The organism is Aeromonas sp. 604176 (genome assembly GCF_049170755.1).
GTDB classification, from domain to species: Bacteria; Pseudomonadota; Gammaproteobacteria; order Enterobacterales; family Aeromonadaceae; genus Aeromonas; species Aeromonas veronii_A.
Genome location: NZ_JAAKNE010000123.1, coordinates 1 through 12728, shown reverse-complemented (window position 1 = coordinate 12728; position 12728 = coordinate 1). Strand labels below are relative to the sequence as shown.

Genomic DNA, 12728 nt, shown 5'->3' with positions numbered 1-12728 from the left:
TGGATCAAGGAGTCCATCAAGCTGCGCAACCCCTACACAGACCCGCTCAACGTGCTGCAGGCCGAGCTGCTCAACCGCTCCCGCAACCACCCGGAGACCCTGCACCCCGAGCTGGACAAGGCGCTGATGGTCACCATCGCCGGCATTGCCGCAGGTATGCGCAATACGGGTTGATAGCCAGCCCAAGCAAGAGGCTTTAGTTATATCTATCAAGCCAAAGGGCGCCAATAAGGCGCCCTTTGTTTTTTTGTTGCCCGGCAGAATTCGGCTCGATGGGAGCCTCACCCATGTTTTGGGCGGTATTTTGTAGGGTGCAATAAGCACAGCGCATTGCACCGCTCGAAAATGCTCTTTGCCTAGTCTCGTCCTGTGTTTCATAGGGCAAGTGGCACAATTCACCTTGTTAATTGCACCCTACGTATTATCGGTGATGGGTACATATTTCCCCTCCGGCTTGCATCCCTCGCCACGCAGGCGCAGACTGTTTGGCCTTGTTTTTATGCGATTCGATTCAAGGCAACCATAATGACTCCTGCCATCAACCTGCTGAAGAAGCTCAAAATCCCCCACAAGCTCTACCCCTACGAATGCGAAGCCCACGACGATTTCGGCAAGCATGCCGCGACCCAGCTCGGGCTGCCGGAGGCACAGGTGTTCAAGACTCTGGTTGCCCATCACGACAAGCAGGCGGTGGTGGCCATCGTTCCCTCATCCGGCATGTGCAGTCTGAAGCAGCTGGCCAAGGCGACTGGTCTCAAGAAGGTGGAGATGATGAAACCGGCGGAAGCGGAGAAGCTGACCGGTTACAAGGTGGGTGGCATCAGCCCGCTGGCCCAGAAGAAGCTGCTGCCCACCGTGCTCGACGAGTCGGCGCTGCAGTTTGACGAGATCCTGGTGAGCGGCGGCAAGCGCGGCCTCTCGGTCGGTGTGGCGCCGCAGGATATGCTGACGCTGATGAAGTGGATCGCCGCTCCCATCGGCGAAGAGTAGTGCCGGGCACGTTGTGAACCTGTTCTCCGGGCCTGTGGTGGCCCGGATAGCCCCACCTGTGAGCGGGCGCGTGCCCTGTGCTCAACGGGGTGCGTGCCAGTCTATAATGGGTGAACCCCGTTGTATGAGTTCAGCCATGATGTACCGACTTCTGTTGCTTTGCCTCTGTTTATCCCTCCCCTCTGCCTTGCTGGCTGCCACCCGTTTTACCCTGCTCAGCCCTGAAAACAGTCAGGATATGCGGATGCGTTATTACCGTGAGGTGATGCAGCTGGCGCTAGAGAAAACTCGCCCCGAATATGGCGACTACGAGTTGCTGGACTCCCTGCCGATGAACAAGGCGCGGATGCGGATCGAGGTGCAGGAGCAGGGCAAAAACGCCCTCTTTATTGTCGACAGCTGGCCTTATCAGGGGGAGGCAGTGGCGGATCAGGTGGCATCGATCCCGTTCCCGATCGATATGGGGATCCTCGGCTATCGGGTCTGTTTCGTCGGCTCGGATCGTGCTGCCGAGCTGGCGCGGGTGAACACCCTGGATCAGTTGCGCCACTTCACTCAAGGGGTGGGCACCGGCTGGCAGGATGCGGTGATCCTGCGCAACGGCGGGCTGACTGTGCATGAGGTGGATAACTACGAGTCGCTGTTTCGTATGGTGGCACGAGGGCGCATCGATCTCTTCTGTCGTGGGGCCAACGAGATCCTGTCGGAGTGGCAATCTCATCAGGGCAAGGTGGCCGGTTTGACGGTCGATCGCCATCTGGCCCTTTTCTATCCGCTGATCCACGTGTTCTACAGCAATGCCCGCTACGTTCAGGAGCGCGAGCGCCTTGAGCGCGGTCTGCAACTGGCCTGGCAGGATGGTTCGCTCAAACGGCTCTGGCGCCATCACTTCCAACCCTCGCTGGTGTTTGCCAATCTGGGGGCTCGCCAGATTGTCCGGCTCGGCAATCCGCAGTTACCCAAGGACGGTTTTGACTATCGCCCCTACCTTTACAACCCGCTGACGGATGATTTCGGTTCACAACCCTGAGCCGGGTTATCAGGTGCGCAGCTCTGATAGAGTAAGGGAGAGATCATTGCCGCAAAGGAGATGGCCCATGCACGCATCTGCCCTCTCCTTGCTCTTCATCGCGTTGCTGCTGCCTGCCACCGGCGGTGCAGCCCCGGTCTTTACGCTGCGTACCTGCCTCGAAAACAGTGACTCCTACCCCTGGCTGCTGCAATCGGGGGAGGGGATTGTCCAGTATCACCTAAAGGCGGTTGCTACCGCCCTCAATGCCGAGATCGTGCTGACGCCGCTGCCGTGGAAGCGCTGCCTCTCTCGGGTGAGCAGTGGCCAGATGGATGCGGCCATCAAGATGAGTTACAGCGTCGAGCGGGCGACCAGGGTGGGGGTCTATCCCATGCGTGAGGGCAAACCCGACCCCGCCAAGCGGCTGCTGACCGAGAGCTACAGCCTCTACCAGCTAAAGGGGGGCAAGAGCCTGTGGGATGGCACCACCCTCAGGATCAAGGGCATGGTGGCGGCCCAGTCGGGATTCTCCATCGTCGACTGGTTGCAGGCTGCGGGAGCCGAGGTGGATGACTCCAGCCGTGACCCGCTGATCATGTTGAAAAAGCTGGTGATGGATCGGGCGCAGGCGACCGCCATCCAGACCGAGGTGGCCGACAGCATTCTGGCGGCCCATCCCGCGTTGCAGGCCCGTATCGAGCGGCTGTCGCCGGTACTGGTGGAGAAGCCCTACTATCTGGTCTTCTCTCACCGCTTCTATCAATCTCATCCCCGACAAAGCCTGCAGGCGTGGGATGCCATCGAGCAGGTGCGCGACTCTGCTGCCTATCAGCGTTATGCCACATCGCTCAGAAGCACACCTCCGGTGGGGGAGTAGGCTGATGGATGCGACTGGCCGAAAAGTGGAGGAGAGCGTGGGGTGGCGGCAGGGCCGAGCGGCCAAGCTAGGGGCTACACTGAAAGAACCCCTTCAGCCAAGGCGCGGTTTATGTCACCCCTGCATCTGCTGGCTGCCGCTCTGCTCTGCATGTTGTCGCTGACCGGACAGGCGGCCACCCGGTTTACCTATATCAGCCCGGAGAGCGAGCGGGACCCGCGCACCACTTATGATCGGGAGCTGCTGCGGCTCGCCCTCGACAAGACCCGCGACCAGTTTGGCGACTATCTGTTGGAGCCTGCGCCGCCCATGACCAAGGCGCGCGAGCGGGTCAGCATGCAGCTCGACAACTATCCCAACCTCTTTGTAATGGACAGCTACAGCAGCACCCGCGAGGATCTGGGGCTCGCCTATGTCCGTTTTCCCATCCATCTGGGGATCGTCAGCTACCGCATCTGTTTTGTCAGCCCGCAGCAAAAGGCGGCGGTGAGCAAAGTGACCGACCTCAAGGGGCTGCGCCAGTTCACCTTCGGTCAGGGCAAGGGGTGGCTGGATGTGGATATCCTGCGTTACGCCGGGATGGAGGTGGTGGAAGTGGAGGGGTACGAAAAGCTGTTCAAAATGGTGGCGCGGGGCCGCTTCGATCTCTTCTGCCGCGGGGTGAGCGAGCTGCGCAGCGAGCAGCTGACCCACAAGGAGATGACGGACCTGCTGGTGGATGATGCATTGTTGATCTACTACCCGCTGCCCCGGGTTTTCTACACCAATCCCAACAATCGCGAGGCGCTGCAGCGGGTCGAGCGGGGGTTGCAGCTGGCGTGGCAGGATGGCTCGCTACAGGCGCTGTGGCGCAAGAGCTTTGGCCCGGCCATCGCTTTTGCCAAGCTCTCCCAGCGCCGACTGCTGCGACTGGATAACCCCTTCCTCGACGGGATCAGCTTCGATTTCCGCCCCTACTTCTACAATCCGCAGACCGATCGCTTCGGCGATTACTGAGGTGCCTGCCGCTGGCGGCAGAGGGCCAACCAGGCCTCGGCGGTGCGGGAGAGATAGCGCTCGCTCGGCCAGATCACCCCGAGTCGCCAGCTCAATTCGGGCTCCAGCGGCCGCAGCACCAGACCATCCGGGGTCAGCCGGTGGCAGACCGGCTCCGGCAAGAAGGCGACCCCCATGCCGCTGCGTACCATGGCGGTGAGAAAATCCCACTGGCTGCTGCGCGCCGCCACCTGAGGCACAAAGCCCGCTTCCTGACACGCCTGCTCCAGCCGCTCGCTCAGGGTAAACGCCTGGGTATAGAGCAGGAAGGGCTCCTCCTGCAGAGACTCCAGCCGCAGCGGCGCTTCGCCATGCCAGCGGGGTTGATCCGGCAGCACCACCCGGATCGGGTATTGATCCAGCTCCAGCGCGCTGAGGGCGCCCCCCTCTTTGGTCGGCAGCATGGTGATGGCGAGATCCAGCTCTCCCTCCAGCACCGCCTGTTCGATGCGGCGGCCGCCGTACTCCACCAGGGTCAGCTCCACCTTGGGATAGCGGGTGCGGTAGGCGCGGATCAGATCTGCATAGACGTGACCCACCATGGGGGGAATGCCGAGGGTGAGGCGACCATGTTGCAGGCTCTGCAGATCCGCCAGTTCGGCCTCCAGCTGCTGCATCTCCGCCAAGATGGTCTGGGCCCGGTTGAACAGCACCTGGCCGCTGTCGGTCAGGGTGAAGCGGCGCCCTTCCCGGTTGAGCAGGGGTTGGCCCAGCTCCTCTTCGATATTGCGGATCATCTTGCTGATGGTGGGCTGGGTGACGAACAGCTTTTCAGAGGCGCGGGTGAAGCTTTTTTCCCGCACCAGTTCGACAAAATAGCGCAGGGCGCGAATATCCATGGACTCTCTCGACTCGTATTGGCGGGTACGGGATGAAGTATGCCTATGCGGCATGAATTTGATAATTTTAATTCATTTCTGGCAGGTTTTGCTCAACTCTATACTGTGAGCCGGTTCACAGAAAGACGATGATCATGAAAGCCCTCTGCTTGCGCTGGTTACAGACTCCCTTCCAGATTGTGTTGCTGGCAGCCATCTGGCTGCTGGCCGATACCGCGGTGCGTACCCTCCATCTGCCGCTGCCCGCCAACCTCACCGGCATGTTGTTGCTGCTGGCCTGCATCCTGCTCGGAGTGGTCAAGGCCGAGTGGTTCAGTGCCGGTGCGCGCTGGCTGCTGGCCGAGATGCTGCTCTTCTTCGTCCCCGCCGTGGTAGCGGTGGTCAACTATCAGGAGCTGCTGCTGCAAGAGGGGTGGCGCATCATGGTGGTGCTGCTGGTGAGCACCACCCTGGTACTCGGCACCACGGCGCTGGTGGTGGATCGGGTTTACCGCCTCGAACTGAAACTGGCCCGCCGGAGTCGCCGTCATGTCTGATACCCTGCTCGGGCTGATCTGTTTCGCCCTCACCCTGCTCTTCTACTACGCCAGCAAATGGCTCTACGGCAAAAAGCGGATCCTGCCGCTGATGCCGCTGCTGCTGGCGCCGACCCTGCTGGTGGCCGTGGTGCTGCTGTTCCACATCCCCTATCAGGATTACATGGCGGAATCCCACTGGCTGCTCTGGCTGCTGGGCCCCGCCACCGTTGCCTTCGCCGTGCCGGTCTACGAGAACCGCCAGCTCATTCGCCGCCACTGGCTGTCGCTGTCGGTAGGGGTGGTCGCATCGGTCATCATGGCGGTGGGGAGTACCGTGCTGCTGGCCCGCTGGCTGGATCTCTCCGACATGTTGCAGCGCAGTCTGGCGATGCGCTCCATCACTACGCCGTTTGCGGTGGAGGCGACCCGCGCCATCGGCGGTCAGAGCGATCTCACCGCGCTGTTTGTGGTGCTGACCGGGGTGATTGGTATGGCGGTGGGGGAGAGCGTGCTCACCGTGCTGGCCATTCGCAGTCGCCTCGGCAAGGGGGCGGGGTTTGGCGCCTCGGCTCACGGCGCCGGCACTGCCAGGGCTTATCAGATGGGTAATGAGGAGGGAGTGGTCTCCAGCATGGTGATGATGATCGCCGGTATGGTGACCGTGCTGCTGGCGCCCCTGCTGGGCCGGATGTTCTGGTAGGCCTGGCTTCCCTTTAGAAGGCTGCTCGCCCCGGCGCTACACTCTAGTGAGCGTGTATTCCCGGGATGAGCAGTATGACCTTTCATCGCCTCGCTTCCTGCTTGCTGCTGTGCAGTCTTTCCCTCCTTGCCACTCCCCTAAGGGCGAGCGACGTCATCACTCATATCAGCCCCGAGAGCGATCGGGACTTGCGTACCCTCTATTTTCGCGATCTGTTGCAGCTGGCGCTGGAGAAGACCCGCGACAGCTTCGGTGACTACGAGCTGCGGACCGCACCGCCTATGAACCGTATCCGGATGAGACAGATTGTGCAGACTCAGCAATACCCCAATCTGTTTGTGGCCGACAGTCTGCGTCCGGCCGCAGAGAGCGGAGCGCTGGATTACGTCCGCTTTCCGGTGGAGCTGGGCATCCTCGGTTATCGCATCTGCTTTGTCAGTCCGCAGCAGGCCGACGCAGTGGCAAGGGTCAATACCCTGACCGAGCTGCAGCAATTTCTGCACGGGCAGGGGCGTGGCTGGCAGGATGCGGAGATCCTGCGTCATGGGGGATTCAAGGTGCAGGAGGTCGACGGTTACGAGCGGCTGTTCAAGCTGGTGGCCCGTGGCCGCATCGATCTCTTCTGCCGCGGTGCCAACGAGCTCTTTATCGAGCAGGAGCAGCACAGTGATCTGCCCGGCCTCACCGTGGATCGGCGAGTGGCGCTGCACTATCCCTTCCTCCATCTCTTCTACACCCACAAGGATAATCAGGCCGCCATCCGCCGCCTCTCGGTCGGCCTCAAGCTGGCGTGGCGGGATGGCTCGCTGCAACAGCTCTGGCTGTGCCACTTCAAACCTTCCCTCGAGCAGGCGCAGCTCCCCAGACGCCTGTTGTTCGAGTTGGCCAATCCGCGCCTTGATAAGGTGGACTTTGATTATAGGGCCTACCACTACAACCCCGTTGACGGGACGTTCGGGCCCGGGCTGCCTTGAACTTGATGGTGTTGTTAGCGGATAAAGGGCCGTCTCTGCTGATGTGCTAAACCATGCCAAAAAGGCATGTTTTTTATTATTTAAATTCATTTTTTGATGGTTGTTGCGCTGCATATACTGGGGGTCGCTTCACGGTTCAGGTTTGCTCCTGTCCGCTTCTGGCTTGCGCGAGTGAGCCTGAATCGTCCTGCTGCGGCGTCTTGATGTTCTGCATGAAGGCGTCCATCACTGGGCCGGGATCGATCCCGGCAGGTATTACAGCTGACGGAGCCTTGTTATGTTTAATCCCCACTCTTGCGCCCTGATTGTCGAAGGGGGCGCGATGCGCGGCATCTTTGCCAGCGGCGTGCTCGATGCGTTTGTCGAAAGTCACCACTACCCGTTCGATTTCGTCATGGGCGTCTCGGCCGGTGCCACCAATCTGGTCTCTTATCTGAGCGAGCAGCCGCGCCGCAGCCACCACATCATCACCGAGCTGGCTTGCAGCTCCCGGTTTCTCGATCCCCTGCGCTTTGTCAAAGGGGGCGATCTGGTGGACATCGGCTGGCTGTGGCAAGCCAGTCGCCATCGCTTCCCGCTCGATCTCGAGACTTTCTGCGCCCGCGACATTCCCTTCTATGCGGTGGCGACCGATGTGGCGAGCGGCAAGGCCATCTATCTGCCGGTGCGGCCCGACAACATGGATGAGGTGCTGACCGCCACCTGCGCCCTGCCGGTGGTGCAGCATGATACCCCCTGTGTCGATGGTCGCCCCATGGCCGATGGCGGCATCAGCGACTCCATTCCGGTGATCGAGGCCTATCGGCGCGGTGCACGGCGGATGACAGTGGTGCTGTCGGAACCCCGGGGCTATCGCAAGAAGCCGGCCCGTTTCTGCTGGATGGTCAAAGCCTTGCTGAAAACCCAGCCTGCACTGGCGCAAGCTATGCTGGAGCGGGATCGCGCCTACAACCGGGCGCTCGATTTCATCGCCAATCCCCCTGCCGATTGCGACATCGAGGTGATCGCGCCACCGACCGATTTCATGGTCTCCCGTTTTACCCAGGATCCGATCAAGCTGGAGTCCGGCTATCTGCAGGGTTACTGGCAGGGGCGCCAGAGCGTGCTGCGGGCAGTCAGGACTGTACGTGCCGCTTAGCGGCAACCTGGTGTCTTTAAACGTTGCCACCCTCTGAGGCAGGTCACTGAATCGGGGGCGCTGGCGTGGTTAAATGGTCGGCTCACATCTTGCCGGATATTGTTGTGACCATGCCATCTGACCTTCAGCCGCTGCTCGCTTGGCCTGACTATCTGCAGGCCTCCTGGCTGCGCTGCGCCCACCAGACCAGTGCCACCCTCTGGCATCCACCCCACAGCGCCAAGGGGCAGACCTTGCAGAGCCTGCGCCAGCGCAAACGGGATCTGCTCACCACCGGCGAGATGGCCCTCGAAGATCTCTACGAATTTATGGAGGGGCGCCCCTGCGCCCTGCTGCTCACCGACGAGAGCGGCTGCCTGCTGGCCCGGACCGGCCACCCCGCCACCCTGCGCGAGCTGGCGGCGCTGGGGTTTGGCCCCGGCGCCTTTTTCAGCGAGGGGCGTATCGGCACCAATGCCATCAATCTGGCCGCGCTGGAGGGCGTGCCGCTCTGCGTCAGCGGTGCTCAACACTTCAATCAGACCCTCCACCCGTGGCACAGCTGTGCCAGCCCGGTCTACAACAGCAATGGCCGTCAGGTCGCCATCATCGCGTTGATCTGCAAGGTGGAGGAGGCGAGCGCCGGCGATCTGGCGCTCACCGTCAGCGCCGGGCGCGAGCTGGCCCATCTGCTGCAGATGGAGACCCTGATGCAGGAGTCCCAGCACCACCTGAGCGAACTTTATGCCCTGCTCGATGGCATGGATGACGGTGTGCTGGCCTGGGACCCTCAGGGGCGCTTGCGCTACCTCAATGCGCTGGCGGCCCACCGGCTGCGGCTCGATCCGGCGCTCTGTCTCGGCCAACCGCTGGAGCAGCACCTGCTGTTGCCCCAGCGGTTGCAGTTGGCCATCAAGGGGCAGACGCCACTGAGCCATGTGGAGGTAACGCTGGAGCGGCTCGGCGCGCAGGAGGGGGAGTTTATCAATGCGCTGGTGAGCCTCAAGCCGCTGCCCGGGCCGGACGGGGTCAGCTTTATCGCCCTGCTGCACCCGGTCGATCGGCTGCGGGCCATTCATCAGCTGCGCCAGACGGTGCCCGAGCTGTCGGCGCTGGTGGCGGAGTCGAGCGCCATGCGCAAGTTGCTGCGCTACGCCCGGCAGGCGGCCCAGAGTCAGGGGCCGATCCTGCTGCGCGGCGAGGAGGAGGTGGGCAAGGCCCAGCTGGCGGAGGCGATCCACTTTGGCAGCGAGCGGGCCGCCGGGCCGCTTATTACCCTCAACTGCAAGGCGCTGCCGAGCGAGCGGATGGCGCTGGAGCTGATGGGCTCCGACGAGGCGGGGCAGGAGCGGGCGGGCAAGTTCGAGCTGGCCCACGGCGGCACCCTGGTGCTGGAGCAGGTGGAGTGCCTCTCTGCCCCCATGCAGGCGGCGCTGCTGCAACTGCTCAAGACCGGCCGCATCCAGCGCTTCGATTCGGCCCGCATTCTGCCGCTCAAGGTGCGGATCATCGCCACCAGCAGCGCCCCGCTGGAGCAGCTGGTGCAGGAGGGGCTGTTTGGCCGCCAGCTGCTCTATGCCTTGCAGGCGTGCGAGCTGTGGCTGCCGGGGCTGCGGGAGCGCGCGGCCGATCTGCCGGGCCTTATCAGCCAGCAGTTGGCGGCGCAGGGGCGCGAGCCGGTACGCCAGTTCAGTCCGGCGGCCCTCGATTGTCTGCTGGCCTATCCCTGGCCCGGCAATCTGGGGGAGCTGCGCAGTGCGGTGGAGCATGCGCTGCTCCACGCCGGTCAGGGGCTGATCCCGCCCGAGGCGCTGCCTGCCGCCATTCGGCACGGTTATCAGCGGGTGGCGGACGAGGTGGTGGGACAACCGCTGCTCACGCTGGCGGAGCTGGAGCGGCAAGCCATCTTGCGCTGCGCTCACGCCTGCAAGGGGCAGGTGAGCCAGATGGCCCAGCATCTTGGTATCAGCCGCACCACCCTGTGGCGACGGCTCAAGCTGCTCGAGATCGATCCCGCTGACTATCACGGTTGACGGTGAGCCGTCGCCAACTGGCCCGTAGAAAACGAAACGGCCCCGCAGATGCGGGGCCGTGTTAAATGGCTAGGTCAGTCGTGGTGTGGTTACAGCCCCAGCTGGTGGGCGGTGACGATGGCCGCCAGCACATCCTCGGCGGTGACCTTGAACGGCATATTGTGGATGGTCTCGCCCTCGGCAGTGGAGGCTTTGGCTACCTCCATCAGGCGCGTCATATCCAGCTCCTTGACCCCCATCATATGCAGGTTGGTCGGCAGGCCCACCGAGCGGCAGAAACCCAGAACGGTTTCGATCTCCGCCATCGGCGCGTTCTCCAGCACCAGCTGCACCAACGTACCGAACGCCACTTTTTCACCGTGATAGAGGTGGTGACACTCGGCCAGCTGGGTCAGACCGTTGTGGATGGCGTGAGCGGCGGCCAGTCCGCTGCTCTCGAAGCCGATTCCGCTCAGGTAGGTGTTGGCCTCGATGATATTCTCCACCGCCTTGGTGCATAGCCCCTGCTCTACCGCCAGCTTGGCCTTGTAACCATCGGCCAGCAGAGTCTTGTAGCAGAGCTCGGCAATGGCCTGCGCCGCCAGGGTGGAGGCGCCACCGGCCATGGTCTGGCAACCTGACACCTTGTTGGCCCGCGCCTCGAAGTAGGTGGAGAGCGCATCACCCATGCCGGAGACCAACAGCCGTACCGGGGCGCGGGAGACCACGCCGGTATCCATGATGACCATGTTGGGGTTGGTCGGGATCATCAGGTATTCGCTGAACTGCCCCTCCGGGGTGTAGATGACCGCCAGCGCGCTGGTGGGGGCATCGGTGGAGGCGATGGTGGGTACTATGACCACCGGCACCTTCTGGTAGAAGGCGACCGACTTGGCGGTATCCAGCGTTTTGCCGCCGCCGATGCCGATGATGACGTCAAACGGGGTCTGCTGGCAGCGGGCCAGCAGGCGGTCGATCTCGGGGCGGGAGCACTCGCCGTTGAAGCAGTCGAACTCCGGCTTGATACCGGCGCCGTGGAAGCTGGTGGCTACGGTATCGCCCACCAGCTTGGTGACGAAGGCGTCGGCCAGAATAAGCGGCTTGCTGCCGAGCGCCTTGACGTAGTTGCCGATATTGGCGAGGGCCCCGTTGCCTTGCACGTATTTGCTGGGGCTGATGATAATGCGGTCCATATTTTATCCCTCTCTCTTTATGAATTAAGAATCGGGGCGAAGGGGCGGCTGTGCCGGGGACTCCTTCGTCTTGAATGAAGCTGCACAGGCTCAGCGAGCGAGTGCAGCCCTTGAAACAGTGGCGTGCGGCGTCAGTCGCCGAAACGCTCGTCGGCCAGCTGCTGGAAGCAGGTCAATGCTGCGGTGGCATCCTCGCCGCGCGCCAGCAGGGTGAGCGCATCGCCCTGACGCACGTTGAGCATGGCGAGCCGGGTCAGGCTGCGGGGATTGGCCTCTTTATCCCCCTTTTGCAGCTTGAGTTCGGCGGCAAAGGGCTTGAGGGCGGCCACCAGTCGGGCGGCGGGGCGCACATGCAGGCCGTGGGGGTTATCCACCACCACCTCGCAGCGCAGCCAGCCGTCGTCGACAACGGGGGCTGTCTCGGTGGCGGCCTGCGCCGCGCTGGCAGGCAGCATCGCCTGTTTCGGGCCCAGCGCGCCGATCGCCTCGGCGGCCACCTCATCCAGCGTCAGGCCGGAACCGGCCGCCACCATGGCGGCCAGGGTACCCTCGACCAGCGGGGCGGGGCAGAGTCGCACCCTCGCGCTCAGCTCCGGGGGCAGCAGTTCGAGGGCGGTCTCGGCGCTGAGCAGGGCGCTGCCCAAGTCCATCAGCACCAGCACGCCGCTGCCGTCGTCCGCTTCTTCAATCGCACTCATCACCGCGATGGCATCGGTACCGATGGGGTGGTCGGGGTCATCGACCCCGGCCGCCAGCAGCAATCGGGCCGGGCTGCCGAGCTGGTCGGCCAGCGCTTTCAAACCGGCCGCCAGCATGGCGCTGTGAGAGACAACTACGATTCCGATCATGTCACAACCTCGCTCTGTCACGCAGGGCGGTCAGCAGCAGCAGGGTCGAGGTGGCCCCAGCATCCTGATGGCCGATGCTGCGCTCGCCAAGATAGCTGGCGCGCCCCTTGCGGGCCTGCATCTGGATGGTCGCCTCGGTACCGGCCGCGGCGGCTGCCACCGCTTTATCCAGTGCTTCGTTGAGCGGCAGCTCTTGCTGCTGCGCCTGTTGCAGGGCGGCCAGTGCCGGCCACCAGGCGTCGCACATGGTCTTGTCGCCCGGCTCGGCACGGCCGCGGGAGACGATCCCCTCGACCCCGTCGCTCAGCATTTTGCACAGCTGACTGAGGCTCAGGCTCTGGCAGGCGTCACTGCTGGCCGCCGCCCGGATGAAGAAGGTGCCGTAGAGCGGGCCGCTGGCACCGCCGACCGAGGAGAGCAGGGTCATGCCGGTGGTTTTCAGTACCTGCCCGATATCCTTGTCCGCCACTGCTGGCAGCTTCTCGGCCACCTTGGCGAAGCCGCGCTGCATGTTGAGGCCGTGGTCGCCGTCGCCGATGTCGGTATCCAGCGCGGTGAGGTAGTCACGCTGCTCGGTGAAGATATGCTCGCAGTCGAGCAGCCAGTTGACGAT

Annotated in this window: 14 protein-coding genes; 10 read left to right on the top strand and 4 right to left on the bottom strand. The window is 63.0% G+C overall.

Annotated features, from left to right (window positions below; genetic code table 11):
- From G5358_RS17760 to G5358_RS17740, 5 genes are all read left to right on the top strand, one after another.
- The coding region (locus tag G5358_RS17760) for a phosphoenolpyruvate carboxylase (RefSeq protein WP_421324607.1) at nt 1-174 on the top strand (174 nt) is incomplete at its 5' end.
- A 351-nt stretch (nt 175-525) separates the two neighbouring features.
- Complete coding sequence (ybaK, locus tag G5358_RS17755) at nt 526-990, top strand: Cys-tRNA(Pro) deacylase (RefSeq protein WP_005336092.1); 465 nt, start codon at nt 526-528, stop codon at nt 988-990.
- A 136-nt stretch (nt 991-1126) separates the two neighbouring features.
- A complete protein-coding gene (locus tag G5358_RS17750; RefSeq protein WP_216952184.1) occupies nt 1127-2020 on the top strand; it encodes a hypothetical protein in 894 nt (297 codons plus the stop codon).
- A gap of 67 nt (nt 2021-2087) precedes the next feature.
- Nucleotides 2088-2879: a substrate-binding periplasmic protein gene (locus tag G5358_RS17745; RefSeq protein ID WP_421324606.1), complete on the top strand. Its 792-nt coding sequence runs from the start codon at nt 2088-2090 to the stop codon at nt 2877-2879.
- Between the two features lie 111 nt (nt 2880-2990).
- Nucleotides 2991-3875 carry a hypothetical protein gene (locus G5358_RS17740; RefSeq protein ID WP_421324604.1) on the top strand — a complete coding sequence of 295 codons (885 nt, stop codon included), beginning with the start codon at nt 2991-2993 and terminating at the stop codon, nt 3873-3875.
- Here the strand turns inward: G5358_RS17740 and G5358_RS17735 are convergent.
- Nucleotides 3869-4753: a LysR family transcriptional regulator gene (locus G5358_RS17735; protein ID WP_103252113.1), complete on the bottom strand. Its 885-nt coding sequence runs from the start codon at nt 4751-4753 to the stop codon at nt 3869-3871. The genes G5358_RS17740 and G5358_RS17735 overlap by 7 nt on opposite strands.
- A 134-nt stretch (nt 4754-4887) precedes the next feature.
- Between G5358_RS17735 and G5358_RS17730 the strand changes: the two genes are divergently transcribed.
- The 5 genes from G5358_RS17730 (at nt 4888) to dhaR (ending at nt 10095) form a co-directional block, all read left to right on the top strand.
- Complete coding sequence (locus G5358_RS17730; RefSeq protein ID WP_041202734.1) at nt 4888-5289, top strand: CidA/LrgA family protein; 402 nt, start codon at nt 4888-4890, stop codon at nt 5287-5289.
- Nucleotides 5282-5971 (top strand): LrgB family protein, encoded by a 690-nt coding sequence (locus tag G5358_RS17725; protein WP_005341581.1) that lies wholly within the window; start codon nt 5282-5284, stop codon nt 5969-5971. Before G5358_RS17730 ends, G5358_RS17725 begins: the two co-directional genes overlap by 8 nt.
- Before the next feature lie 74 nt (nt 5972-6045).
- Nucleotides 6046-6945: a hypothetical protein gene (locus tag G5358_RS17720; protein WP_227341848.1), complete on the top strand. Its 900-nt coding sequence runs from the start codon at nt 6046-6048 to the stop codon at nt 6943-6945.
- Nucleotides 6946-7222: 277 nt separating this feature from the next.
- Nucleotides 7223-8083 (top strand): patatin-like phospholipase family protein, encoded by an 861-nt coding sequence (locus tag G5358_RS17715; protein WP_216952179.1) that lies wholly within the window; start codon nt 7223-7225, stop codon nt 8081-8083.
- Between the two features lie 110 nt (nt 8084-8193).
- Complete coding sequence (gene dhaR / locus G5358_RS17710) at nt 8194-10095, top strand: dihydroxyacetone kinase operon transcriptional regulator DhaR (protein ID WP_421324603.1); 1902 nt, start codon at nt 8194-8196, stop codon at nt 10093-10095.
- An 89-nt stretch (nt 10096-10184) separates the two neighbouring features.
- On the opposite strand, the gene G5358_RS17705 is transcribed toward dhaR, so the two are convergent.
- The 3 genes from G5358_RS17705 to dhaL form a co-directional block, all read right to left on the bottom strand.
- A complete protein-coding gene (locus G5358_RS17705) occupies nt 10185-11267 on the bottom strand; it encodes a glycerol dehydrogenase (RefSeq protein ID WP_216952177.1) in 1083 nt (360 codons plus the stop codon).
- A gap of 131 nt (nt 11268-11398) precedes the next feature.
- Nucleotides 11399-12115, bottom strand: a complete 717-nt coding sequence (gene dhaM, locus G5358_RS17700; protein WP_216952176.1) for a dihydroxyacetone kinase phosphoryl donor subunit DhaM — start codon at nt 12113-12115, stop codon at nt 11399-11401.
- A 1-nt stretch (nt 12116) separates the two neighbouring features.
- Nucleotides 12117-12728: dihydroxyacetone kinase subunit DhaL (dhaL, locus tag G5358_RS17695; RefSeq protein ID WP_421324602.1), on the bottom strand; the 612-nt coding region annotated here is incomplete at its 5' end.